20 protein-coding genes and 1 tRNA gene are annotated in these 26,193 nt (G+C 59.6%); 10 read left to right on the top strand and 11 right to left on the bottom strand.

Features of this window, described 5'->3' with window-relative positions; genetic code table 11:
- The first annotated feature begins 50 nt into the window (after nt 1-50).
- A tRNA-Arg gene (locus tag VWY75_RS19160) sits at nt 51-127 on the top strand.
- A gap of 135 nt (nt 128-262) precedes the next feature.
- Complete coding sequence (locus VWY75_RS19155; protein ID WP_416537691.1) at nt 263-910, top strand: SGNH/GDSL hydrolase family protein; 648 nt, start codon at nt 263-265, stop codon at nt 908-910.
- Between the two features lie 104 nt (nt 911-1,014).
- On the opposite strand, the gene VWY75_RS19150 is transcribed toward VWY75_RS19155, so the two are convergent.
- From VWY75_RS19150 to VWY75_RS19105, 10 genes are all read right to left on the bottom strand, one after another.
- Nucleotides 1,015-1,554, bottom strand: coding sequence for a toxin-activating lysine-acyltransferase (locus tag VWY75_RS19150; protein ID WP_416537690.1), 540 nt, complete (start codon nt 1,552-1,554; stop codon nt 1,015-1,017).
- Between the two features lie 40 nt (nt 1,555-1,594).
- A complete protein-coding gene (locus VWY75_RS19145) occupies nt 1,595-6,679 on the bottom strand; it encodes a hypothetical protein (protein WP_416537689.1) in 5,085 nt (1,694 codons plus the stop codon).
- Nucleotides 6,680-7,187: 508 nt separating this feature from the next.
- A complete protein-coding gene (ureG, locus tag VWY75_RS19140) occupies nt 7,188-7,802 on the bottom strand; it encodes an urease accessory protein UreG (RefSeq protein WP_340546976.1) in 615 nt (204 codons plus the stop codon).
- Nucleotides 7,799-8,458: an urease accessory protein UreF gene (locus VWY75_RS19135; RefSeq protein ID WP_416534438.1), complete on the bottom strand. Its 660-nt coding sequence runs from the start codon at nt 8,456-8,458 to the stop codon at nt 7,799-7,801. The genes ureG and VWY75_RS19135 overlap by 4 nt, the downstream gene beginning before the upstream one ends.
- Nucleotides 8,448-8,918 carry an urease accessory protein UreE gene (locus VWY75_RS19130; RefSeq protein ID WP_340546974.1) on the bottom strand — a complete coding sequence of 157 codons (471 nt, stop codon included), beginning with the start codon at nt 8,916-8,918 and terminating at the stop codon, nt 8,448-8,450. The genes VWY75_RS19135 and VWY75_RS19130 overlap by 11 nt, the downstream gene beginning before the upstream one ends.
- Before the next feature lie 12 nt (nt 8,919-8,930).
- Nucleotides 8,931-10,670, bottom strand: coding sequence for an urease subunit alpha (ureC, locus tag VWY75_RS19125; protein WP_416537688.1), 1,740 nt, complete (start codon nt 10,668-10,670; stop codon nt 8,931-8,933).
- On the bottom strand, nt 10,670-10,975 hold the full coding sequence (locus VWY75_RS19120; RefSeq protein WP_260089776.1) for an urease subunit beta: 306 nt from the start codon (nt 10,973-10,975) through the stop codon (nt 10,670-10,672). Before VWY75_RS19120 ends, ureC begins: the two co-directional genes overlap by 1 nt.
- On the bottom strand, nt 10,972-11,139 hold the full coding sequence (locus VWY75_RS19115) for a peptidase M23 (RefSeq protein ID WP_416534441.1): 168 nt from the start codon (nt 11,137-11,139) through the stop codon (nt 10,972-10,974). The genes VWY75_RS19120 and VWY75_RS19115 overlap by 4 nt, the downstream gene beginning before the upstream one ends.
- A 24-nt stretch (nt 11,140-11,163) precedes the next feature.
- Complete coding sequence (locus tag VWY75_RS19110; protein WP_260089774.1) at nt 11,164-11,466, bottom strand: urease subunit gamma; 303 nt, start codon at nt 11,464-11,466, stop codon at nt 11,164-11,166.
- A 1-nt stretch (nt 11,467) separates the two neighbouring features.
- Entirely contained in the window at nt 11,468-12,349 is an 882-nt protein-coding gene (locus VWY75_RS19105) for an urease accessory protein UreD (RefSeq protein ID WP_416537687.1), read from the bottom strand.
- A 388-nt stretch (nt 12,350-12,737) separates the two neighbouring features.
- Between VWY75_RS19105 and urtA the strand changes: the two genes are divergently transcribed.
- The 8 genes from urtA to VWY75_RS19065 all read left to right on the top strand — a co-directional run bounded on the left by urtA (nt 12,738) and on the right by VWY75_RS19065 (nt 24,533).
- Entirely contained in the window at nt 12,738-14,033 is a 1,296-nt protein-coding gene (gene urtA, locus VWY75_RS19100) for an urea ABC transporter substrate-binding protein (protein ID WP_416537686.1), read from the top strand.
- Nucleotides 14,034-14,113: 80 nt separating this feature from the next.
- A complete protein-coding gene (urtB, locus tag VWY75_RS19095; RefSeq protein WP_416537685.1) occupies nt 14,114-16,114 on the top strand; it encodes an urea ABC transporter permease subunit UrtB in 2,001 nt (666 codons plus the stop codon).
- A gap of 3 nt (nt 16,115-16,117) precedes the next feature.
- A complete protein-coding gene (urtC, locus tag VWY75_RS19090; protein ID WP_416537684.1) occupies nt 16,118-17,320 on the top strand; it encodes an urea ABC transporter permease subunit UrtC in 1,203 nt (400 codons plus the stop codon).
- On the top strand, nt 17,317-18,057 hold the full coding sequence (urtD, locus tag VWY75_RS19085) for an urea ABC transporter ATP-binding protein UrtD (RefSeq protein WP_340546967.1): 741 nt from the start codon (nt 17,317-17,319) through the stop codon (nt 18,055-18,057). The genes urtC and urtD overlap by 4 nt, the downstream gene beginning before the upstream one ends.
- A 3-nt stretch (nt 18,058-18,060) precedes the next feature.
- Complete coding sequence (gene urtE, locus VWY75_RS19080) at nt 18,061-18,756, top strand: urea ABC transporter ATP-binding subunit UrtE (protein WP_416537683.1); 696 nt, start codon at nt 18,061-18,063, stop codon at nt 18,754-18,756.
- A gap of 563 nt (nt 18,757-19,319) precedes the next feature.
- Nucleotides 19,320-21,134, top strand: coding sequence for a BCCT family transporter (locus tag VWY75_RS19075; RefSeq protein ID WP_340546965.1), 1,815 nt, complete (start codon nt 19,320-19,322; stop codon nt 21,132-21,134).
- Nucleotides 21,135-21,312: 178 nt separating this feature from the next.
- On the top strand, nt 21,313-23,502 hold the full coding sequence (locus VWY75_RS19070) for a dehydrogenase E1 component subunit alpha/beta (protein WP_416537682.1): 2,190 nt from the start codon (nt 21,313-21,315) through the stop codon (nt 23,500-23,502).
- Nucleotides 23,499-24,533, top strand: coding sequence for an ACP S-malonyltransferase (locus VWY75_RS19065; RefSeq protein WP_416537681.1), 1,035 nt, complete (start codon nt 23,499-23,501; stop codon nt 24,531-24,533). The genes VWY75_RS19070 and VWY75_RS19065 overlap by 4 nt, the downstream gene beginning before the upstream one ends.
- Here the strand turns inward: VWY75_RS19065 and VWY75_RS19060 are convergent.
- The gene (locus VWY75_RS19060) at nt 24,530-26,107 is read right to left on the bottom strand and encodes a DUF427 domain-containing protein (protein ID WP_416534447.1); all 1,578 of its coding nucleotides are present in this window, start codon (nt 26,105-26,107) and stop codon (nt 24,530-24,532) included. The genes VWY75_RS19065 and VWY75_RS19060 overlap by 4 nt on opposite strands.
- Nucleotides 26,108-26,193 lie beyond the last annotated feature (86 nt).

The raw sequence follows: 26,193 nt of genomic DNA, 5'->3' as shown, positions 1-26,193 counted from the left end.
TGTCTTGCCATGGTGGGTTTGCTATCGCGTAAACAGGCTGGCCCTGATCAGGCCCCGTGGCTCAACTGGATAGAGCAGCCCCCTCCTAAGGGGCAGGTTGCAGGTTCGAATCCTGCCGGGGTCACCAAATAGCACGGCTGCCTGTCTCAATCATGACATTCGGCGGGTGCGGGGGCGCCCTGCCTTATTCTGACGCGATTTCGATCCCGTTGACAGGGCGCTGTCGGATTGACCTCTGCGCGATGCGGATTAGCTCAGGCAGATGAAGTACTGGTTGATAATCGGCCTGGTTTTTCTGGGGGCCTGCGGGCGCGGGGTTCCTGAGAATGCGCGCATTGTTGTGGCGGGCGACTCCGTCATGGCCTGGAACCGAAATGACAGTGGATCCGTTGCGGATCGGCTGGAAAGTCGGCTTGGCGAACCGGTTGGCGATGTCTCGCTGTCGCTTGCGCGGGTGACCGGCGGGCGCGGGGCGTTGCACATACCCACGCAACTGAAACCAGTGTCAGCGGAGTGGGTCGTGCTGAATGGCGGTGCCAATGACCTTCGCAGCCGCGATTGTGGCTGCAAGGTTTGCGATGTCGAACTTGACCGGCTGATTTCCGCGAGCGGAACGCAGGGTGCCATCCCGGAACTGGTCTCGGATCTGCGCCGTCGCGGATCGCGGATCATCTGGCTCGATTATTACACCTCTCCGCGATACGCGGGTACGGTCTGTGTTGCGCCCTACCAAATTCTGGAGGAACGGCTGGCGCGTATGGCGGCAGCGGATGCGGGCGTGACGCTCCTCGATATGGATGCGGTGTTTCGCCCCGACGACCTGTCGCTTTTTGCGCCTGACCGGATTCACCCGTCGCTGCGGGGGTCGGATCTGATCGCAGGACAGGTTGCGCCGCTGCTGAGGCGGTGACAGGCGAAGATCCTGTGGACCCCAGGTGTTGCCACCCCGACGCCCCGGCCGGGAGCGGCCGGGATTTGATATCGGGGCGGCGGGGGACAGCTATCGACGCGCGATCAATCCTCGGTGCTGAGACCGGAGAGGAAGAAGTCCTGACCGAGCTTGGGATTGCTGGCCAGACCTTCGACCATGTCTTCGTAGTATTTTCGTTTGATGGCGCGGCTTTCCTGCTTTTCCAGGCCATGACCTGTGAAGGAGGCAATGCGTGCGGTTTGATTGTCTTTCTTGACCCGCAGCGCCCGTGCCACTTTGTCCGGGTAGCGCTTCACCAGGGCGCTGCGCAGCGCCCAGGAGTATTTCGGCGAGAACGGAGAAATCCAGTCGATGAACCAGAGCCGGTCACCGCTGTTCCAGCAATCCGGATCGAGGTGGTTTGGATCGAGGATATACGCCGCCTCCGTCTCTTCGTCGAGCAGCGCCCAGCTGCAATACGCAACCGGGAAACCGTCTCTTTCGACTATGTAATACTGCTGGCTGGCGATCGCAGGCAGGATAAACCCTGCCTGCTGGCTGACCCTCCAGTCCCGGTGCAGGACGGAATTGGACCACAGCCAGGCGATCTTGCCATAAGTCTGGAAGTTCTGTTGAGAATCCATGGTCGTTCTTTCCTGCTTCCGGTCAGCTGTGGTCACGGCGTTAGACAAAGACAAAGGAGTTTGCCCCCAGCTCGTCGATTTCCACGCCATGAAGGTCGATCAGGTCGCCATCCGAGGTCTGGATACGGGTGTGGGTCTCCTGACCATTTGCACTTGCGACGACCGAGATGTCAAAATCAGCCACGGAGCCGCCAAAGTCAAACATCAGCTTGTCCTCACCAACGGTGAAATCGGTGATCCGGTCCGTGCCGTGACCTGCGCGGAACACAAAGGTATCGAAGCCTTCGCCCCCAGCAAGCCGATCATTGCCAGCACCCCCCTCCAGCAGGTTTCGCCCGGCGGTGCCGATCAGATCATCATCGAAGTCGGAACCGATGACGCCTTCGAACCCGGAAATCTGATCGCCGACGATATAGTTGGTTGGCGACGGGATCAGCTCGGAGGTTTGTTGGGCCAGGTTGATACGAACGGCAGTCGAATGGCCCTCATAGTTCAGAACATCGAAGCCTTCGCCACCATTCATTGTATCGGTGCCTTCGCCGCCGATAATGGTGTCGTCGCCTTCCCTGCCGTCGATCAGGTCGGCCCCGGCGCCGCCATCAAAATAGTTGCCGCCGGCATTGCCTCTCAGAATATCCGACTGGCTGGTTCCGGCAACACCTTCAAAATTGCTGACCGTGTCGCCTGCAAGCCATTGGCTGCCATTCCAGTATTGCGCAAACTGTTGATGCCCAGGTTGGGTCGAGTCGAGGTCGAACTGGATAGCAGATGCTTCCCCTTTATAGCTCGCAACATCAAAGCCGGCGCCGCCGTCCAATACATCCAATCCGGCGCCGCCGACGATGACGTCATTGCCCGCCTTGCCGGAAATCGTGTCCGCCCCGGCGCCGCCTTCCAGGTAATTGGCATCGTTGTTGCCGATTAGCTTGTCATCCAGAGAGGTTGCAATCACACCTTCGAAATTGCTGTAGACGCCGGCAGTCGTCAGAAGCACCTCTTCTCCGGTGTGGGCGTCATTGTAACGTACGTGCTCTGCGTGCTGGCCGATACCCAGCTCAAATTTGATACCGATTCCATAGCCTTCGCGGCTGTAGAGATCAAAGCCGGCGCCGCCGTCGATTGTGTCATCCGACAAGCCGCCATCAATGATGTCATCGCCGCCCTTGCCGTCGATATTGTCCTTACCTGACGAGCCAATGATGATATCATCGCCCTCAGTCCCGTTGATGCCGGTCAGAGAGTTTCGATCGACATCGCGAATATTCAGGAGTTTGTTCAGGTCGAACAGGCCGTCGTAGCTGAGCAGTGCACCGCCGCTCTCTGCGTCCGTTAGTTTACCCAGCTCATCGCCGAAACTGCTGGTTTCATCTCCGTTTTGAGGCGTCTTCCAGACGTCGTCCGAGTTGCGGAAGGCGTGGTAATTGGCCCGCAGCGTGGTGAAATAGCTGCTCGGTGACGCAGCTGACGTGCTGTCAAAGCTCCCCAGCGCACCATGGCGGAAGTCGACGTTTGCGCCGTTCGAGTAGACGACGTTGACCCCGAACGAGTCTGCACTGCCCGCTTGTTGAAGGATTGCATTCAGATCAGCTTTTGCCAATCCATCCAGAGTGGTCCAGCTATCTGTGTTGGTGCTCAATGCCTGGCTGCTGGTCCTCAATCCCTGCGGTGCGAGGAAGTAGTCCTCGACCGTAAAGGAGAAGTCTTCACTAAGCGAGATGACCAAATCGTCGCCATAGGAATTGAACCAGATCTCACGGTCGTCGCGAACGTGGATGTTGAGGAGGTCGCCGGCGATATCTTCGGCCTCTGGCCCGGTGATCAGATGATGGCCCCGGCTGCCGCCCCCGAAGTTGGCCGGGAAATAATTGACGTTGTAGATGTCCCGCCCTTCTCCGCCGACGATAATATCGTTGCCGGTAATGAAGTCGTCATAGGTGAAGTGATCATCGCCCGCGTCACCATACAGGTAGTCGTCCTTCGATGATCCCTCAATCGTATCGTTGTGTTCCGTCCCGAGGAGCGCAACCGACCCGGAATCCCAGGCGACATCGACGCTGATATCCAGCTCGGATGTGGTGCCATCTGCGTTGACATTGGTGATGCCGTTATTGATCGCAGCCCGGTATTCGGACAGGGAATGGACGATGGTATCGCCCTCAGCGCCCTCGGTGTCCAAAACGATATGCGCGGCTTCTGTATTCCAGACATTGAGCCTTTTCAGTGCAGTGTCATCCGTGCTTCTCAGGATATTCGTGAGCGACGCCGCCGTTTTTGTAACCTCCTCATCCCGGTTTTCGGTCACCAGAGGAATCAGGGCTTCTGCCATTTCGGTCGCGGTCTGTTCGCGGATCTGGTCGACCTCAAGCTCATCGACAAAGCGCTGCAATGTCTGGCTGCTAAGCCCGATGGTATCTCCATCGTCTTCGCCGCCATCAATATAGAGCTCGTCTTTCTGGCCGTTCCAGTAGCTTTCCAGAAGTGCGTGTTTGAGGTTGATCAGATCGTCGCCCTCGCCGCCACCAACAACCTGAATTGAGGCGCCGACATCAATGCGGTCATCGCCGCCGAAGCCAAAGACCTGTTCAAGCTGTGTGGAGGTGTCGAGATACATGAAGTCGCCCAGCGAGGAGCCATGCAGGATTTCGATATTACTGAGGGTGTCGGAGACTGAGTGGATGCCACTGCGCTCGGCAAGCTCAACTTTGCGGAATTGTACAACCTCGGTGCGTTTGCCGTGGTTGGCAGTCTGCGAGTCGATGGATTCCTGATAGTATTTCGAACCTGCCGTGAGGTTCTTCGAGACATAGGTGCTGTCGCCGGATGCGCCAATGGAAAGCCCTCTCGAAAGTTCGCCACCTGACAGCCGCGCGTAGGAGGCGGTATCCTGCCCGGTGCCACCGTCGAAGGTGACCTGGCTTTCATAGGCGAACAGCGTGTCATCACCACCACCCGCGTTGATTTCGATCCCGACCTCCATCTTGTTGCCCATACGGTCTTCGGCGCTCGACACCACCTTCGACATGTTGAAGGTGGTCTGATTGTCGCCGTAGTCGCGGATATCCCAGCCGGACAGGTCGGTAATCTTGAGCGTTGTCTGATACTCGTTCTTGCCGGTCTCTTCGCGGCTGGTTTCCTCGGTGCCGGCGGAGAACAGCGGTGTTGTGAAGGTCAGGTAGGATTTGGCGCCATGGGCATTCGGCAGGTTGATAACATTGATATCGCTGCCCTCGGTCGGGGTGAGGCTGCGGTTGCCGGTCTGCCAGCCATTGGTCGTGAAGGTTTCGACGTAGTTCTTGGCGGTCTTGTTCAGCTCGCCACTGGTTTTGCTGATGGCCGACAATTCGATATCGGTTACATCCAGACCCTGGCCGCCAAGCGCAATCACCTGGTCGACATCGTCGTCCGCGATCAACTCGCCGAAGAACTCGGTGTAGTGGGCCTTGGTCTTTTCCTGTTTCTGATCAAAGCTGCCGTCGAAGAACTCTTCGACAGTCTGCGGATTGCCGTTCTCGTCAGTTCGGATCTTGGCGGCATATTTGTCGGCAATTCCTTCAAGCGCAACCTGTTCAAAGGCACCAACAATTGCCGAAATCGCACCACCAATCAGACCCACCGCAGCGGCGATCGGGGCGCCCACGCCGGTTGCCGCAAGTACGCCCGATGTGACGCCGGTGATGACGTCGAGCCCGGTGGTCACGCCATAGAATGCGGCTTCTGCGTCTTTGGATTCCTGGAGAAGGTCGCTCAGCAGGCCGGAGCTGTAGGTGTCGGCCTTCTGAATCGCGTCGATCCGATCCTGTTTCTGGTCAAATTCCGCCCATTTTGCCGGGTTGATCGCACCTACTACAGACCCGATGGCGCCGATAACCGGTACCGCCTTGCCAAGCACGTTAGCGGCCTTGCTGCCTGCCTTGACCGCAAGCTCTGCGATGCCGAGCACGTTCTCGACGGCCGCAAAGGCGAGCGCGGTTCCCTGCAGGCCGACCTCTGCCTGTACGACTTTGCGGGTTTCATCCGGCAGGTTCGGGTCGGCAAGAAGCTTAGCTGTGGGCACAAAGCTGGCTGCTGCGCCGCCAACCAGTGACAGTGCCGCAAAGCCCTTTGCGCCCTTAGCAAATTTCAGATGGCCGGCAGCGTCCAGGATGTCGCCGCCAGCGCTGAACACGGCTTCACCCAGGAAGCCTGCGTTAGCAGCATGGCCTTCGGGCGTGTTGTCGGGTTTGACGGCGAAAGCGGAGATCGCCTGACTGCTGCTCAGTAGATTGACTCCGGCCTTCAGCGAGGCGGTGCGGACGGTGCTGCTGTATTCCTGGAAGCCTTCTGTCTTCTCTCGGAGGCTGATCAGCTCAAGGGATTCACTGGAAATGGCTTCCAGCTCGGCCTTTGCATTTGCGGCAAGCACATCGCTGCCGGTGTAGGTCTCCGCCGCGTATTTCTTGTATTCTTCCAGCTTATCTTGCCGGGCGATTTCGAGGGCATCAATGCGCGCTTGCAGATAGTTCGCGTGGCTTTCGCTGTGGTCGGCGATATTGCCGCCCTTTTCAAATGCAGCAAGGTCGGTTTGCAGTTTTTCGGCTGCATCAAGAACGGTGCTGGTCCGGTAGATCTCTTTGCTGACCTTGTCGGCCGCTTCGGCGTCGAAATCCGCATGGTTCGGATCACTTAGGCGGTCGTGCTGCGCCCGGAGCACGTCCAGGTCGACCTGAAGCTTTGATATGTCGTCGGTGACATTACCCTTGATCGAATTGATGAACTGTTCGTTGGTATTCGCCAGTTCGCCAGCAGCATATTGTTGTTCGATGGCGGCGACGATCTTGCCGACGATTTTCAGGTCTTTTGCGATGAACTCAGCCCATTGGGCTTCAAGATTGTTGTCCTCATCGTCGTTCACCAAATCCTTACCGGCGATCTTCCCTTTCAGGCTTTTGACCAGATTGTAGTTCCAGTTCGAGTAGTTGGTCGCCTTGCTGATGGCTTTGACTTCGGGAATGCCCAGCCCGGTTTCCAAGAAGGTCTGAACGGTGTCGCGGAACGACTCCCGTGCCTCCGGTCCCAGGTCCGAAAAGATCGCATCATAGGCGATGACAGAGGTTTCCAGAATTGCGGTTTGTTCTTCGTTCAGCATGTATCGCGACCTTTCTGACGGAAGCAGCCTGTAATCCAGTTTCGCTACGGTTGTGCCGTGCTTGGACACGCATAGGGATATTCACGCGCGCGGCTATATGGCCAAATCCTTGGACTGGATAAGGCCAGTTTGCGCTTGGTTCGAATAACGCGCTTATGTTCAGGGGGTTACCGGCATCTGTTCGATCAGAATTATCTACAGCGTGAAGAGGGAAAAACGCGGAGGGCCTATTCGTCGCTACAGGCCTCTGTCGCAGTTCTCAACTGAAGTGACGCATTTTGGTTTTCTGTAACATGTTCAGTGATTTGGCGAATCAAATTCGCCCATGACGGGAATCATCTGCGCGTTGTTGTCACCATCGCACCGGTAGAGTTTGCTGCCGCTCTCCGTCTCTGATCAGCCTGCTGGGGCCGCCCAAAGACCGGCCGCCCACCAGGTGCCCAGCCATGGCTTCAATATAGTTTGACACCCCAATAAGGTGAGTTGAGATTTGTAAATCGCGGGGCGGCTAGCCGAGTCCGCCAAGGGTTTGGATCATCTCGCGGATCACTCCGACACCGTCGCGGGCCTTGAGATTGGCAAACAAAAATGGGCGATCCCCGCGCATTCGTTTTGCATCGCGCTCCATCACCGATAGATCCGCACCGACATGCGGGGCAAGGTCGGTCTTGTTGATGATCAACAGATCCGAGCGGGTGATCGCCGGCCCGCCTTTGCGGGGGATTTCCTCGCCTGCGGCGACGTCGATCACATAGATGGTCAGATCTGCCAGCTCGGGGCTGAAGGTGGCAGAGAGGTTGTCTCCGCCGCTCTCAATCAGGACAATCTCGAGATCCGGGTGGCGCTCCCGCATCTCCGCGACCGCGCCGAGGTTGATCGACGCATCCTCGCGGATGGCTGTATGAGGGCAGCCGCCGGTTTCAACACCCAGGATCCGGTCCTGCGGCAGGATCTGCAACCGCATCAGGGCCTCGGCGTCCTCCTGCGTGTAGATGTCATTGGTTATCACCGCAATGGAGTGGCTGTCGCGAAACACCTCGCTCAGGGCTGCGGTCAGGGTGGTTTTGCCCGCGCCAACCGGGCCGCCAATTCCAATGCGCAGGGGGCCGTTCAATGTGCTCATGTGCGAAAGATCCTTGAATGCTGTGTTTCGTGTTTCATCGCGGCAATGTCCGCAAGAAAGCAGGTGGAGGACAGGCGCTGGAGGTCACCATCCCCGGTTTGCTCTGCGATCTGCTGGCAGAGCGGCGCAAGGGCGTGGAGGATAGCCTGTGCGTCGCTTTGCCCGATGGGGGCAAGGCGCTGAGCCGCCGCGACGAGGTTTGCGGTGAATGCGTGCAGGTAAAGCGCCGTTGTGGCCTGCAAGGGCATCGAACAGCAATTTGCCGCAAAGCCGACAGCTACGGGATAGGTGAGCCTTGCGGCAACGTCTCGGTCGGTTCCGGGCCAGATGCTGCGGGTGATCTGGCAAAAGGCTGCGCCCTGAAGATCGGTTTCGCGGAGGCGTTCCAGGGATGGTGCATAGGCGCGGCATTGGGTGTCGATCCGCTGCACGGTATCGGCGTCCGGGGCGTGATAGGCCGCAGCGAGGAACAGCGCATCCGACCAGCCGCCGCCGTCGCGCAGAACCGTTGCGATCCAGTCCTGCACGTCGGCAGCCGAGCTGACCGCGGCGGAGGTCATCGCCCATTCCAATCCGTGGGAATAGCTGAAGGCCCCCACCGGGTAGCCGGGAGAAAACCACTGCATCAGGGTCAGCAACTGTGCCTCAGTGGGCATGGGGCTGCCCCTGAGCGTCGCCATGGGAATGGCTGTGGGTGCGGCCATGACCATAGGCGCCGCCCTCGGGGGTGAAGGGTTCGACCACATCGCGCAATGTCGCGCCGAGTTTTTGCAGCATGTCGCGGATCACATGGTCGCGCTGGATCAGCAGACGATCCGCGTCGATCTGGCAGGGCATATGGCGGTTGCCGATATGCCAGGCTAGGCGCAGCAGGTGATCGCCGGTGACCTCCAGCAGCGGTTCGTTTGCCGGGTGCACGCCGATTTTGCGGCCATCGTCCAAGACAAAAGCATCGCCCATGTCGAGCGACAGCGTGGAGGGGAAATCGACCAGAAACCGCAGGCCACTATCAGAGGTCAGCACCCTGCGTCGCAGGAAACGATCCTCGTAGCTGAGGGTGATCCGGTCGTCGGCATCATGCGCGTGGATCTTGTGTTGGCTGAGGGGGAATGACATGGGAAGGCTCCGTCAGAAAAGGAAATAGCGCTGGGCCATGGGCAGATCATCGGCCGGGGCGCAGGTCAGAAGCTCGCCATCTGCACGGACCTCATAGGTTTCGGGATGGACCTCGATCTTGGGCAGGGCGGTGTTGAGTTTCAGGTCCGATTTGCCAATGTCGCGGGTGTTTCTGACCGCGCAGGTCTGTTTGGCGAGACCAAGGTGCTGGGCAATCCCGCCTGCCTGCGCCGCTTCGGAGACAAAGGTGACGGAGGAGTTTTCCACCGATCGGCCAAAGGCTGCGAACATCTGCCGGGAATAGACCGGCTGTGGTGTGGGGATAGACGCATTGGGGTCGCCCATCTGCGCCATTGCAATGGACCCGCCGAGCAGAACCATTTCAGGCTTTACCCCAAAGAAGGCAGGATTCCACAACACCAGATCACCGCGTTTGCCGACCTCGATACTGCCGATTTCATGGGCGATACCATGGGCGATGGCCGGGTTGATCGTGTATTTGGAAATATAGCGGCGGACGCGGAAATTATCGTTTTCTCCTGTCTCCTCGGGCAGGCGTCCGCGTTGCTTTTTCATCTTGTCGGCAGTCTGCCAGGTGCGGATCAGAACCTCACCCACCCGCCCCATCGCCTGACTGTCCGAAGCGATGATCGAGAAGGCGCCCATGTCATGGAGAATATCCTCTGCCGCAATGGTTTCGCGACGGATGCGGCTTTCAGCAAAGGCGACGTCCTCGGGGATGGACTTGTCGAGGTGATGACAGACCATCAGCATATCGAGATGCTCTTCGATGGTGTTGACGGTAAAGGGGCGGGTCGGATTGGTAGAGGAGGGCAGGACATGCGCTTCGCCGCAGATCTTGATGATGTCCGGGGCATGGCCGCCACCCGCGCCTTCGGTGTGGAAGGCATGGATGGTGCGCCCCTTCAGCGCTGCGACCGTGTGTTCAACAAAGCCTGATTCATTCAGTGTGTCGGTGTGGATCATCACCTGCACGTCCATCGCGTCCGCTACTGACAGGCAGCAGTCAATGGCGGCGGGGGTGGTGCCCCAGTCCTCATGCAGCTTCATCGCGCAGGCCCCGGCAATGATCTGTTCCTCAAGCGCGCGGGGCTGTGAGGCGTTGCCTTTGCCCGCAAAGGCCATGTTCATCGGAAAGGCGTCGGCGGCCTGCAACATGCGCCCGATGTGCCATGGCCCCGGCGTACAGGTGGTGGCGAGGGTTCCATGTGCGGGGCCGGTGCCGCCGCCGAGCATGGTCGTCAGCCCGGAGTGCAGCGCCTCCTCGATCTGCTGCGGGCAGATGAAATGGATGTGGCTGTCAAAACCGCCAGCGGTCAGGATGCGCCCCTCGCCCGCGATGATCTCGGTTCCCGGCCCGATGACAATCGTGACACCGGGTTGAGTGTCCGGGTTGCCTGCCTTGCCGATGGCGGCGATGCGCCCGTCTTTCAGACCCACATCCGCCTTGTAGATGCCGCTATGGTCCACGATCAGCGCATTGGTGATGACCGTGTCAACGGCCCCCTCGGCGCGGCTCGCCTGAGACTGGCCCATGCCGTCGCGGATGACCTTGCCCCCGCCGAATTTCACCTCTTCGCCGTAGCTGAGCACGTTGCCGACACCGCTGGCTTCGGCGATCAAATCGCGCTCCACCTCGATAGTCAGATCGGTGTCCGCCAGACGCAGACGGTCTCCCACCGTGGGGCCGAACATGGCCGCGTAATCGGCGCGTGAAATCTGGGATGGCATCAGAGATCCCCCATGATGGCGGCGTTGAAGCCGAAGATCCGTCGCGCGCCGGATATCGGGATCAGCTGTACCTCGCGGCGCTGGCCCGGTTCAAAGCGCACGGCTGTGCCGGCAGCGATATCAAGACGCAGGCCCCGAGCGGCCTCCCGGTCAAAGTCTAGAGCTGGGTTCGCCTCGGCAAAATGGTAGTGCGAGCCGATCTGTACCGGGCGGTCACCGGTGTTAGAGACCATCAGGACGGTGACCGGACGATCCGGGTTGAGGTCCAGACTGCCCGCGGCGGGGATCAGTTCTCCCGGGATCATTTGCGCCGCCACAGAAGGCTGGCGCAGCCGATAACGACAGTCGCGACCAGAGCCACGAGAAGCCAGGTGTCCGCACCGTGCGGGTGAACATGCGCGCCGCCATGGGCGAGCGCGGGGCCGCCAGCCAGCAGCAACAATGAGAGGAGCGTGGGTCGCAATGTCATGGGTCTGGGTCTCCTGAATCTGAATCAGCGAATGGGGTTGTGAACGGTGACGAGTTTTGTGCCATCGCGGAATGTTGCCTCGACCTGAATGTCGTGGATCATCTCGGGCACGCCTTCCATGCAGTCGTCGCGGGTGATGACCTGCGCGCCGGCTTCCATCATGTCGGCGACTGATCGGCCGTCTCGTGCACCTTCGACAACGGCGTCGGTGATCAGGGCAATTGCTTCGGGATGGTTCAGCTTGACGCCGCGAGAGAGGCGTCGTCGGGCAACCTCTGCGGCCATGGAGATCAGCAGTTTGTCTTTTTCACGCGGGGTCAGGTTCATGTCAGATCATCCAAGGTCGGGGAAGAGGGGCGCCGCGCAGATCACGGAGGATCGGCAGCAGGAGCTGGCGCAGGACATAGCTGTCCGCTGCGAGGGCACGCATGACCAGCAGGTCTGAGCCGATCAGGCTGGCCCCGGCGGTCGGGCCAAGCTGCGCGCGCAACGGGCCAAGCCGCCCGGCAGCGTCCGGTTCAACATAAATGAGCGTTGCGATGGCTCCGGCGCCGTTTGCGGTTGCGGGCCTTGCCAGATGGGCCGCGATGTCACCATCGAGGCTTACGTTATCCAGAAACAGCGGTGCGCCTGCGCGGCGGATGTCGATGCAATCACGCAGGCTCGCCTTGGTAAGGGTCTCGCCCATTGCCGCCCGCCCGAAGATCAGCGTCTCGCATAGCAGCAGCCGGGCGTCTTCGTGCAGATCGACCGTCAGCGTCCGATCCAGGTTGCACCCTTGAAACAGGATGGTTTCCTGGGGCAGCCAGGCAAGGCTGGCGCGAGGCTCGACACTGAGCGAGTTGCGAATTGTGCCCGTCTCTCCGGGTTGCGCCCGATAGGCCCGCTCCGCCGCCTGGGTGGTGAGCGTAAGAGAGGTTCCGACGCGCGCGGTGGCGCTGAGTTCAAATTGATCTCCGCCAGTCACACCGCCCGCTGTATTGACCAGAACCCCCTGAAGATCCGCGTCATGGGTGCGCGGGAACAGCAGCTTCAGAGAGCCCGCCTGACGGAGTCCGGCGAGGACCGATGTGTTGCCGCGCCGCTTGGAGGATACCGAGACCGTGCCGATGGCGCGCGGCGGGATCGGCTGGCTCGGCCATGGTTGCGTCTCGGCCGTAGGAAGGCGCGACGCCCTGGAATCACCGGAACAGGCGGTTTGCCAAGGCATCAATTGGCGCTGGGATGAAGGTCTAGGCGTCATGCTGTCGATTTCATCACAGTACGGATCTGCCGCCAGTTCAAAGCGAACAGTTGGCTGTTCCGCGGCAAGCCCTGCGCAAAATAGAGGCCAATTGTGGGTTTGGTGATCAAAAAACAGGCTGTTGCGCGGTTGTCGGCGGGCGTTTTTCGCGCGTCGTTTGCGAAACTTGCTGCGATGCAGAATGCTCAGCCCATCCACGAGAGCGAGGCTCAAACATCGTGGATGTGTGACGACCGGAGGAATTTGCGATCTCGCCAGCCGCCACACGGATGCAACACGAAGCTGCCCGCCACAGGTAGGAAATCCGGCGCCCCGGCGCAAGGGATACACCTCTGTCCGGGCGAGGAGAGACTGAATGATCACCTATAAATCTGTTCTGGCGACGACAGCCACCTGCACTGCGCTGGGTTTGGCGACCATGGGAACTGCGGTTGCGGCGGCTGATTGCCCAATAAAGGTGGGTGTCCTGCATTCGCTGTCTGGGACGATGGCGATTTCCGAAACAACGCTCAAAGATACCATGCTGATGCTCCTTGAGGATCAGAACGCCAAAGGCGGCGTCCTCGGTTGTGAACTGGAACCGGTTGTGGTGGATCCTGCGTCCAACTGGCCCCTGTTCGCCGAGAAAGCCCGCGAATTGCTGAGTGTGCATGAGGTCGATGTGATCTTTGGCAATTGGACCTCGGTGAGCCGCAAATCGGTGCTGCCGGTGATCGAAGAGCTGAACGGCCTGTTGTTCTATCCGGTGCAATATGAGGGCGAAGAAAGCTCGCGCAACGTGTTCTACACCGGTGCTGCGCCGAACCAGCAGGCAATTCCGGCAACGGATTACTTTCTGGACGAGCTGGGTGTGGAGAAATTCGCGCTGCTGGGCACCGATTATGTATATCCGCGCACCACGAACAATATCCTCGCCAGCTATCTGAAGCAGAAGGGAGTCGCCGAGAGTGATATCTTCGTGAACTACACTCCGTTTGGTCATTCGGACTGGTCCAAGATCGTTGCCGATGTCGTGGCGCTGGGCGCAGATGGCAAGAAGGTGGGGGTGATCTCCACCATCAACGGCGATGCGAATATCGGGTTTTACAAAGAGTTGGCGGCAGCCGGTATCAGCGCTGACGATATCCCGGTTGTGGCGTTTTCTGTCGGGGAGGAGGAACTCTCGGGTCTTGATACTTCCAATCTGGTCGGGCATCTGGCGGCGTGGAACTACTTTCAATCCGCCGAGGATGACGCCAACAGCGCCTTTGTCGCGAAGTGGAAGGAGCGGATGGGCGAGGACCGGGTAACCAACGATCCGATGGAAGCCCATTACATCGGTTTCAACATGTGGGTGAATGCGGTGACAGAGGCCGGCACCACAGATGTCGATGCTGTCCGCGCGGCGATGTACGGGCAGGAGGTTCCGAACTTAACCGGTGGCACGGCGGTCATGCTGCCTAACCACCATCTGGCCAAACCGGTACTGATCGGTGAGATTCTGGACAACGGGCAGTTTGATATCATCAGCCAGACTGAGGAAGTGCCCGGCGATGCCTGGACAGATTTCCTTCCCGAGTCGGCTGTTCTGACTTCGGATTGGAAAGACCTCGGCTGCGGTATGTACAACACCGAGACCAAGAGCTGCGTGCAGACCCTGTCCAACTACTGACCTGGCAGGATCGTAACGGAAGGGGGGATTTCCTCCCTTCCAACCCTCTCTTCCCTCCTCGAACGGAAATGACGCCTATCATGACACGGTTTTTTGCCGCTGGTCTGTTTGTGCTTTGGGGCTGCTTGGCTGCCACGGCGCAGACAGCGCCTCAACTGGCCTCGCCTTCGCCTGTTGCATCTGCACCATCGAATACAGGGGTTCAGGACCTCCTTCAGTCGCAGTCCGCCTTGATTGTCGCCAGTTCGCGGCAGACGATCGAACCCGCGATTGATGCCATCGCCGAAAGTGGCCTCGCGCAGGTTCAGTCTGTCTTGCAGCTCTGGCAGGACAAGAAACTGGTCCTGCGGACATCCGACCACGTGTTCTTCAGGGCCGAGAAAAACGCTGATGGGCGTTATGATCTGATTGACCTCGACAGTGGCGCAATGGTCGGGGTGGCGGATAAGGGCGATCTCAAGCTGATCAAGCCCAACTCCGGCGTGCGGGCGATGATCGGAACGGCGCTGGTTCGGTTCCAACTGGAAGACCCGGATCTGTCGATACGACAGGCGGCAGTTACCTCCATCGGGCGGGACCCGTCAGCCGCGGCGCTCATGCCGTTGCGGGCCTCAATTGCCAGTGAGACCGATGAGGATCTGCTGGCCTTGAAGCGGCGTGCGGAGCGCCTGTTGACCATTCGCTTTGATACCGATCCAAAGGCACGTGTTGGCGCAATTGAGGAGATGTCCGCCGATCTGGGGGTTGATGTCCGCGCGACATTGAACCCGCTGTTGCAGACGGAGTTGCAAATCCATTCCTCGGGTGCGCCGACGGGTGCAAATGTCGCGGCCGAGCGGCGTATCGGGCGCGGGATCGGCGCGGAGGATGCCTATGCCGCACTGGTTGCCCGCGATCTGGCACCTGCGGCGCTGGGGGCCGACGAGATCAGATCAGCGTTGGAGGCCAATATCGCCGATGGTCGTGTGGCCGGTATTCCATTGGCGCAATTGTCTGACCCTGCAATGCGGCAACAGGCCTATGACGGTCTGGTGGCTGCCGGTCTGGCCCGCCCGGCCCCAACCCGGGAAGAGATGGCTGAAGCAGTCGCAGGCTACCGGTACTTTGACATCTATGAGGAGTCCTCCTTGGCGGTGACGGATGCCGCAGAGACGGCACTGGCGCGCATCAACAGGCAGGTCGGTTTCAATCAGGCGGCGGATCTCACTCTGGATGCCATGTCTCTGGCGTCGATCTATTTTCTGGCGGCCATCGGTCTTGCGATCACCTTTGGCGTTATGGGGGTCATCAACATGGCCCACGGCGAATTCATCATGATGGGGGCTTATACCGGCTATGTGGTGCAGCTGTTCATCTCCGACCATACGCTGTCCATTCTGGTGGCGATTCCAGCGGCCTTTGCGGTGACCTTCGGAGCGGGGATTGCGATGGAGCGTCTGGTGATCCGCTGGCTCTACAATCGGCCGTTAGAGACGCTTCTTGCGACATTTGGTATTTCCATCGCATTGCAGCAGCTGGCCAAGAACATATTCGGGACGCAGGCGCGCCCGCTGACCGCACCGGGATGGCTGGACGGCGCGTGGATCATCAACGACGTCGTGTCCATCAGTTATATCCGTATCGCGATCTTCGTGCTGGCGTTGGGTTTTCTTGGGCTGTTGCTGTTCATTATCCGGCGCACACGCCTGGGGCTGGAAACCCGTGCCGTCACCCAAAACCGAGGCATGGCGGCATCCATGGGGATCAATCCGGACCGGGTGAATATGCTGACCTTTGGCCTGGGGTCCGGCATCGCGGGCATCGCGGGCGTTGCAATCGGGCTCTTTGCCAAGGTGACCTCCGAGCTGGGCAACGACTACATCGTCCAGAGCTTCATGACCGTTGTGGTCGGCGGCGTCGGCAGTATCTGGGGCACCCTGGCCGGGGCGGTGATGATCGGTTTCTCCCAGAAGGGCATCGAATGGCTGAACCCGTCCAACACGCTGGCGGCACAGACCTATATGATTGTGCTGATCATCATCTTCATCCAATTCAGACCGCGCGGAATTGTTGCCCTGCGTGGCCGCGCGGCGGGGGACTGATCCATGCAGCGTTCGTTTATTGCCCGCAATCCATCGGTGCTGGTTTTCATTGCCGTTCTGGCGCTGTTCACGCTGGGAATTACCCTGCTGTCCGAAGGGTTGGGGGCCGGGTTTGTTTCCACCTCCATGATCAAGACACTGGGCAAGACTCTCTGCCTATGTCTGGTAGCGATCGCGATGGATCTGATCTGGGGCTATGTCGGGATCCTCAGCCTGGGGCATTTCGCGTTTTTCGGGCTGGGCGGCTACATGATTGGCATGTGGCTGATGTATGAGCGTACGCGGGATGCGGTGCTCGGCTCCCTGTCGGATGCGGTGCTACGGCCAACCCAGGGCGAGATACATGATGCGATCGCACATCAGATCTTTGGTGTCGTCGGGGGGGACAGCTTTCCGCTGGTCTGGGCCTTTGCCGACAGTCTGGCAGTGCAGCTCTTACTTGTCGTGGCGGTTCCCGGGCTGCTGGCGCTGGTCTTTGGCTGGCTGGCCTTTCGCAGCCGGGTCACGGGTGTCTACCTGTCGATCCTGACGCAGGCGATGACATTGGCGCTGGCGCTATATCTGTTCCAGAACGACAGCGGATTGCGTGGCAACAACGGGCTGAGCGGGCTGCAAAACCTGCCCGGTCTGACTGATGTGCCGCAGTCGCTGGTTTCGATCTGGTTTTTCTGGGGCTCGGCCCTTGCATTAGGGCTGGGCTATGTGACGGCTGCCTGGGTGGTTGGCGGAAAGTTTGGATCCGTGCTGCGGGCGATCCGCGACAATGAAACCCGGGTCCGGTTTCTGGGCTATTCCGTTGAGGGCTACAAGCTGGTGGTGTTCACCGGAACCGCCTGTGTCGCGGGCATTGCAGGTGCGCTTTATTACCCGCAGGCCGGCATCATCAACCCTGCTGAGATGGCGCCAATCGCGTCTATCTACCTCGCGGTTTGGGTCGCCATCGGTGGACGTGGCCGACTTTACGGCGCGGTGATTGGTGCCGCACTCGTCTCGCTGCTGTCCAGCTGGTTTACTGGCGGTCAGGCACCGGATGTTGATCTTGGGATTTTCACTATTCGCTGGGTTGACTGGTGGCAGGTTGTCCTGGGGCTCGGGTTCGTTCTGGTGACGCTGTTTGCGCCCAAGGGGATCGGTGGATTGCTTGACCTGATCCAGCAACGCAGAACGATTGCAACTGAACCCGGTGAGCAGGAGGTCCAGCGATGAATCCGCTTCTGGAAGTCTCAGGTATTTCGGTCAGCTTTGACGGGTTTCGCGCGATCAACAACCTGTCGTTCAGGATTGGTCCGGCGGAGCTGCGCGCGATTATCGGACCAAACGGTGCGGGCAAGACCACCTTCATGGATATTGTCACCGGGAAAACTGCGCCCGATAGCGGCAGCATCATCTGGGATGGTCGTCGAAGATCGGTGTTTGCCGGTTCCGAAGCGCGCATTGCGCGGGACGGCATTGGCCGCAAGTTCCAGAAACCGACGGTCTTCGAGGAACAGACAGTGCAGGAAAACCTGCTGCTGGCATTGAAGGCGGACCGCGGCCCGTTTGCCGTGTTACGTTATCGCCCCAGCTCGCCGCATCTTGGCCGCGTTCAGGAACTGGCTGCGGAGGTTGGTCTGGCCGATGCCTTGCACCGTTCCGCCGGGGAGCTGAGCCATGGGCAGAAACAGTGGTTGGAGATCGGCATGTTGCTGGCGCAGGAACCACGGTTGCTGCTGGTGGATGAACCGGCGGCAGGCATGAGCCCGGAAGAACGTGAACAGACCACGGCTATCCTGGTCGCAGCGGCCAAGACGCGTGCGGTTGTCGTCGTGGAGCACGATATGGACTTTGTGCGGCGCCTCAACTGCAAGGTGACGGTTCTGCACGAAGGCGCGGTCCTCGCCGAAGGATCGCTGGATCATGTGACCGCCGATCAAGCTGTCATTGATGTTTATCTGGGGCGCTAAAATATGCTGAAGCTGGAAAATATATCGCTGCACTATGGGCATTCGCAGATCCTGCATGGGATTTCGATGGAGGTGAAACGTGGTGAGGTGGCCTGCGTGATGGGGACGAATGGCGTGGGAAAGACCAGCCTGATGAAGGCGATTTCCGGTCGCCATCCTCGATCCGGTGGAGAAATTCTGCTGGACGGCGACCCATTGCGGGCTGCCTCATCCTATCAACTGGCGCAAAAAGGCATCGCTTATGTGCCGCAGGGGCGGGAGATCTTTCCGTTGCTGACGGTGCTTGAGAATCTCGAAACCGGGTTTGGCTGCCTGCCGCGAAGCGATCATCAGGTGCCGGATCGGATCTACCAGCTGTTCCCCGTTCTACACGATATGCGTCATCGCCGTGGAGGCGATCTCTCAGGAGGGCAACAACAACAGCTTGCCATTGCACGCGCATTGATCACGCGTCCGCAGCTGCTGCTGCTTGATGAACCGACCGAGGGGATCCAGCCGAATATCATCCAGCAGATCGGAGATGTAATCCGGCATCTGCGCGACGAGGGCGAGATGGCGATTGTTCTGGTCGAGCAATATTTCGATTTTGCCTATGAGCTTGCAGATAGATTTGTCGTTCTGCGACGGGGGCGCATCACAATGGCCGGGGAGCGTGCCGACATCAGCCGGTCCGACCTGCTGGCAGGTGTTTCCGTCTGAACCTTACCGGTTCTCTGCTGTCGCGGATTGGTCCGAGGCCGGTCTGTCTGGTTAACTTGCGCAAAATTTTGGCACGGTCATCAGGGATTTTGAGCGTGTTGATCTCTGTATCCGAGATGTTTTTCCGGTCGATATTAGCCGTTGGAACAGGCTTTGACAGGCTGCAAGCATTTGAAATGTTTGAACCCTAATTCGTCTTTGCGATGGATTTAGATTTTCTGAAATTCGCTACATTTTATTCGAAGTGCCTGAAGCACTGTAATTGAGTAGTCTTGACCAAATGCGGGACGCCGACATGGGGACGAGGGGGCTTGGATGCACCTTCGAGACGGCGTCGGCGTGGGACAGGAGATAGGGGAGCAGAACTGAAACCGAACGGCTGCGCGTGCAGCAGAGCCTAGGTTGCGCCGAAGGGCCAACATGGGATCTACCGATCTGCCCGCGTGACCGCATATCGAGCCTTGCGCAGCACCTTTGCGTGCGCTGCGCACAACCCGCCACCCGAGCGCCAGGTGATACGGGGAACGACAACAACGGCGCGCGACACGGAACAGGGAACGATTATGTCAATCAAGCCACCATTTACCGAGTTGGAGATCGAAACAGCTCCATCCGGCTTCTACGAGGGCCACAGCCTTCCTATCGCGTTGATCAGTAAGATCATCATGACGACGCTGGTCCTCTGGGCCTTGGTCTGGCCAAGCAAAGCCAGCGGAACCCTGTCCTGGGTGAACAGCGAGTTGCTGAACGGATTCAACGCCTTCTACATCATCTCCGTGGGACTGTTTGCCTTCTTCCTGTTTGTTCTGGCCATTCTGCCTGCAACCGGCAACAAGAAGCTGGGGGCGGCTGATGCGACGCCGGAATTCTCCAATTTCTCGTGGTTCTCGATGATGTTTGGTGCCGGGCTGGGTGTTGGGCTAATGGTCTTTGCAACGGCGGAGCCGCTGGGCCTCTGGGGTTCCAACCCATTGGTTCTGTCCGGCGAGGTCGCAGCAAATACCGAAGAGGCGGTCCAGTCCGCCTATCGCTACACCTTCCTGCACTATGGGTTTCACGCCTGGGCGATCTACGTTCTGACCGGCCTGTCGCTGGCCTATTATGCCTATACGCGCGATATGCCGCTGACGATCCGGTCGGCCCTGACGCCGTTGCTCGGCAAGGCTGCAAATGGCTTTATCGGCCATCTGGTTGATGTTCTGGGTGTTGTGGCCACCATTCTTGGCGTGTCCGTCACCATCGGTTTTGGTGTCAGCCAGTTCGTTGATGGCGTCTATGCGGTCTCAGGGATGGAATGGCTGATGAACGGGGATGCCGAAGCGCCGAAACCGAGCACCGTTGGCCTGCTGTCGGCGCTTTTCGTGATCATGGGGCTGTCGATTCTTTCTGCAGTTTCCGGGGTTGGTCGCGGCATCAAATATCTCTCCAACCTCAATCTCGTACTGTCGGTTATCCTGCTTCTGACCTTTGTGTTCTTTGGGTCGTTCTTCTTTGCGATGACTAAATTCGGCAGCGGTCTGGTCGATTACATCCTGCATTTCACTCAGATGTCCTTTGGTGCCTATGGGCCGCAATCGGCGGATGCCTTTGCGACGGCTCTGCCGGAGGCCGCACAGGCGCTGCCTGCGGAAGATATGAGCTCGGTCTACGGTTCGGCAACATCCCCCTGGGGCTCGCTGGGCGGCTTCACCGAAGGGCTGCCTGCGTCGGCGGCAGCGCTGGATGCCGATGCGATCTATGCAGCCGGGGAACCCGGTCGCCAGTTCGGCTGGCAGGCAGGCTGGACCACATTCTACTGGGCCTGGTGGATTGCCTTCTCGCCCTTCGTCGGTTTGTTCCTGGCACGTATTTCCAAAGGGCGCACCGTGCGTGAGTTCATTCTGGGCTGCGTGATCGCACCTGCCATCGTCTGCTTCCTGTGGATGACCATTCTGGGCGGCACCGCGATTGATCTGGAACTGAACGGTACCGCCGCAGGGTCGATCATCGGGGCGACCAATACCGCCAAGCTGTTTGTGACGCTGGAGCAGATGATTTCGGGCGGCTTCCTGTCTGCCATCACCGTGATGTGTGTTGTGCTGATCATGACCTTCCTCGTGACCTCAGCGGATTCGGGTATTCTGGTGATGAACACCATCATGTCCGGTGGCGAAGAGGAAACCGGGATCAAGCACCGTATCATCTGGGGCTTGATTCTGACCTCGGTCATCGGGGCGCTGATCATCGCTGGCAACAGTGGCGCGGCTTCCAATCCATTCGGAGCCTTGCAAAACGCTATGATCATTGGCGCACTGCCCTTCACGATTGTCATGGTTTTCATGATGATTTCACTGGCCAAGGCGCTGTATCGCGACAGTTTGCGGGCAAAGGCAGACTGATCCCGACCCTCATTGATTGCTTGTTAGAAAAGGTCGCGCCTCGGCGCGGCCTTTGTCATTCCGCGGAGCGGTCTTTGACCTGAGCAGTATGAGTTTTGCTCATGGGTGCCTGCTGTAATCTCAGTGGTAAGACTGGCGCATATCGGCGATAAAGCCCCTGAGCAATAAGGGGTAGGCCATGGATCGCGCCGAGATCGTACATCAAAATTTCCTTGATCGAGTGGTCGCAGGTCGCCTGCCCCCGGGGCCGTCGCCTGTGGGGGACCTTTGCAGCAGTGATGCGGTCGCGATCTTTCGCGCGCAGGTCCTGAGCCGTGCCCTGGACCGCACCAGTCGGGCTATGCAAAAGGCTGGGCAGGGTTTCTACACGATCGGCTCGTCCGGTCATGAAGGAATGGCGGCGGTTGCGCGAGCCTTGCGCGCTGATGACATGGCCTTCCTGCACTACCGCGACGCCGCATTTCAGATCGCCCGGGCAGATCAGGTGCCGGGTCAGAGCATTGCCTGGGATATGCTGCTGTCCTTTGCCTGTTCTGCCGAAGATCCGACATCGGGAGGGCGGCACAAGGTGCTGGGATCCAAGGCGCTGATGATCCCGCCACAGACCTCGACCATTGCCAGCCATCTGCCCAAGGCGGTCGGCGCGGCCTATTCTATCGGTGCCGCGCGACGGCATGATCCAGAGCACCGGGTTCTGCCTGACGATGGGCTTGTGATGTGTTCCTTCGGCGATGCCTCGGCCAATCATTCGACGGCACAAGGAGCGATCAATACCGCCTGTTGGGCGTCTGTGCAGTCGACACCTTTGCCGCTGCTGTTTGTCTGTGAGGACAACGGGATTGGCATTTCGGTCAAGACTCCGAAGGGGTGGATCGAAGCGTCGATGTCGCATCGGCCGGGGATGCGCTATTTTCAGGCCGACGGGCTGAATATCCACGACACCTATGCGGTGGCCGGGGCAGCTGCCGACTACGTTCGTCGCTGCCGCAAGCCTGCTTTCCTGCATCTGCGCACCGTGCGGCTCTACGGTCATGCAGGTGCAGACGTGCCGACCACTTACCTCAGCAAGGCAGAGGTTGAGGCGGATGAGGCCAATGATCCGCTGCTGCACTCCGTGCGGTTGCTGTCGCAATCCGGAGCTTTGTCACGGGAAGCGGCACTGGAGATTTACACTGAGACCTGCGCGCGGGTTGAACGGATCCGCACAGAGGTCGTCACCCGTCCGCATCTGAGAACGGCAGGGGATGTCAGTGCCAGCCTGATCCCACCAAAGCGGGTCTGTCGCAAGACGAACGGGCCAAGCGGTGAGGTGCGGGCAGAAATTCTGGGCAGCGATCTGCGTGCTCAGACAGACCCCCAGCCGATGAGCCGGTTGATCAACTGGGCCTTGACCGACCTGATGCTGGAGCATCCTGAGCTGGTCACTATGGGTGAAGATGTCGGCCGGAAGGGGGGCGTCTATGGCGTCACCCAGAAGCTGCAACAGCGGTTTGGCCCGGACCGGGTGATTGATACCTTGCTGGACGAGCAGTCGATCCTTGGGCTGGCCATCGGCATGGGACACAACGGATTTGTCCCGATCCCGGAGATCCAGTTCCTGGCCTATCTACACAACGCCGAGGATCAGATCCGTGGCGAGGCCGCGACCCTGCCGTTTTTCTCTAACGGCCAGTTCAGCAATCCGATGGTGCTGCGGATTGCCGGTCTGGGCTATCAGAAAGGCTTCGGTGGCCATTTCCACAATGACAATTCGCTGGCGGTCCTGCGCGATATTCCGGGCATCGTGATTGCCTGTCCCTCGGACGGGTCCGAGGCCGCGATGATGCTGCGCGAGGCCGTGCGTCTGGCGCGAGAGGAACAGCGCGTCGTGGTCTTTGTCGAGCCGATAGCGCTTTATCCGATGCGTGATTTGCATGAGCCGAAGGACGGCGGCTGGATGCGTCTCTATCCCGCACCTGACCAGCGGATTGCGTTGGGAGAGGTCGGGGTGCATGGCGATGGTCAAGACCTTGCCATCGTGACCTATGGAAATGGCCGTTACTTGGCGACACAGGCCCAGTCCGAGCTGAAGGCCAAGGGCGTTTCCACCCGGGTCGTCGATCTGCGCTGGCTCGCGCCGTTGCCAAAGGAAGCGCTGCTTGCGGCCACGGCAGGATGCGACAACATCTTGATCGTCGACGAATGCCGCAGCACAGGAAGTCAGTCGGAGGCGCTGATGTCGCTGTTCTATGAGACGGATGGCGCGCCGATGGCACGTGTCGTGGCGGAGGATTGCTTTATCCCGACCGGTCCCGCCTATGCTGCAACATTGCCGTCAAAGGAGAGTATCGTCGCAGCGGCGCTGCGGCTGACAGGAGCTGACACATGACCCGCACCGCTGTTCTGATCTGTCCCGGACGTGGCACATACAACAAAACGGAACTTGGGTATCTGGCGCGTCACCACGCCGACAAGCAGGCTCTAATTGGATCATTTGACGCAATGCGCGAGGCCGTGGGCCAAGAGAGTGTCACTGCGCTGGATGGTGCTGAGAGATACGCGATGTCCAAATACACGCGCGGCGATGTGGCCTCTCCGCTGATCTATGCCAGCGCGATTGCGGATGCGCAGTCACTCGCCGAGGACATTGATGTCGTGGCGGTCACGGGCAATTCGATGGGCTGGTACATCGCGCTGGCCGCCGCCGGTGCGCTCAGCCCTCAAACAGGGTTTGAGGTGGTCAACACCATGGGTCAGCTGATGCAGCAGCATCTCATTGGCGGGCAGCTGGTTTACCCCTGTCAGAGCGACGACTGGCAGTTGGATCGGCAGCGCAAGACAGAGCTGCTTCAGCTGGTGCGTGACATAGACAGCAGGCCTGATCATCACCTGTCGCTGTCAATCAATCTGGGCGGCATGCTGGTGCTGGCGGGCAATGCCGACGGTCTGGATGCGTTTGAACAGGCTGTGCCGCAGGTGCAGGATCGCTTCCCCATGCGATTGACCAACCATGCCGCGTTCCATACCGACCTACAGGCCCCGGTCGCTGCTGAAGGCCGGTCGCGACTGCCGGTGGACCTGTTCTCTGCGGCAAAGAAGCCATTGGTCGACGGGCGCGGGCAGGTTTGGTGGCCTGGCGGATATTCACTGACGAGCCTCAGGGACTACACGCTGAATGCGCAGGTCGTTGAGCCTTATGATTTCACTCGCGCGGTGCAGGTCGCGGCGCAGGAGTTCGCGCCGGATCTGTTTATCATCACCGGACCGGGGGCAACGCTGGGCGGCGCTGTTGCGCAGTCGCTGGTGCAGATCAACTGGCAGGGGCTAGGTGGCAAGGCTGCGTTCAAGGCGCGGCAGGCGCAGGAGCCGCTGGTTGTAACAATGGGGGACGAGGCGCAGCGCCTGCTGGTCAGCCGTTAGGACGCGGCGAGCTGGTCGGCATCCATCGCCACGGAAACGGCGAAGGCCTCAACCGGGCGGGAGACATTGTGCAGCGATACCGAGCCAAGCGGCGTCGCCTGTTCCGGGGTTTCCAACAGGTCGCGGCTGACCACGATCGTATGGCCGCAGGATTTGCCATAGTCGCCAAGCCGTGCGGCGATATTGGCGGCCTGACCGATGACGGTGAAATCCAACCGCTCACGGGATCCGACGTTGCCGTAGGTGACACGACCGTAGGCGAGACCGATGGCCGATTCACAGCGCCGCTTGCCCTCTTCGTCGCCCATTGCGTCCAGTCCGGCAACAATTGCCCGCGCCGATTGCAGGGCCTGCGCGCGTGCCTCATCGGGTGCGTCGCCGGCGGGGAACACCGCTAGGACCGCATCGCCGATGAATTTCAGTACCTCGCCGCCGTGTTCATGCACGATCGTCGATACCGTTTCAAAGAAGCTGTTGAGTAGCTCGATATAGGCGCTGCGGCCCAGGTCCTCCTCAAGCCGAGTGGATCCACGCAGGTCGCAGAACATAATGGCGGCATCAATGTCATCGCCATCACCACGCCGGATTTCCCCACCCAGAACCCGCGCGCCGGTTCGCTTGCCTACATAGGTTTCCAGCAGGGACTGTGCGTTCTCCCGCTGCATGAACACTTCATAGTACCGGGCAATAACCGCAGAACATTCGAATATCAGCCCCAGGTTTTCGGTCGAGAACCCTTTCGGATGATGGCTGGCAACCGTCAGCACGTTTATCCTCCCATCGGAGAAGGGCAGCGGCATCGCCACGTAATCGGTTGCGCCCTCTTCCCTCAGATCGCTGAGGATCGGAAAGGCATCGCTGGGCTGATCCAGATCCAACCGCTGCCGGATGCCGCCAAGCCCGTTGGAAACATGGCGCAGGGGGCTGTTCTGAAATGCCGGGTGATCGTGGATCTCATAGCTTGGGGCGTAGGTCGTGACCTTGCCGGAGGCGCGGCTCCAGATGAAGTTCTTGCCCGCGATCATCGGGTGCAGGGACCAGGCCATCACCGAGAGGCGCGACAGGTGAACGCCATGTTCGACCAGTTTCTCCGATAGGCTTTGGGTGAATTCCTCAGGTGTAGGCAGATATGCAGCTTCGCGCAGCAGCCAGTCGATCAGCGGTCCTGAAATATTACCGTATTCCGGGACCTCCAGCTGATTGCTGCCAAGGTCGATCTCAACGCGCGCTTCCGGCATAAAACTGACATGGCCTGCGATGCCGGAAGCCTCAGGCAGAGCATCGTCATAGGACCAGGCGGCATTGCAGATGCTCTGTTCGCCAAGTTCCAGATCCTGATAGCCTGCAGTTCCCTTAAACGGGCAGAAGGTCTGGTGCCCGTTGGCAGGCGTCAGGCAGGTGTGGATATCGTCACGGGGAAAATAGATGGCAGCAGGTCGGCGGGTCTCATACATCACCTTGGCACGGGTGCTCTGGGCGATGATCCTGCCACCGAGCCGCGCCGTAACCGGGCCGCGCAGCTCCTCTACCATAATTCCATATGCAGGTCTTGCGGTGCTGGCGCGCATGTTCATGAGGGCTGTTCCCGGGTGGACTGACAACAAGGGATCCATGTTGCCTGGTTTTCTACTATGTGGTGGTTTCCCGGCAAAATGCCAGA

It is taken from the genome of Phaeobacter sp. JH20_08 (genome assembly GCF_048056635.1).
Taxonomy (GTDB): Bacteria; Pseudomonadota; Alphaproteobacteria; order Rhodobacterales; family Rhodobacteraceae; genus Phaeobacter; species Phaeobacter bryozoorum.
The sequence above is the reverse complement of the archived record's forward strand: the minus strand, read 5'-3'. Positions and strand labels throughout refer to the sequence as shown.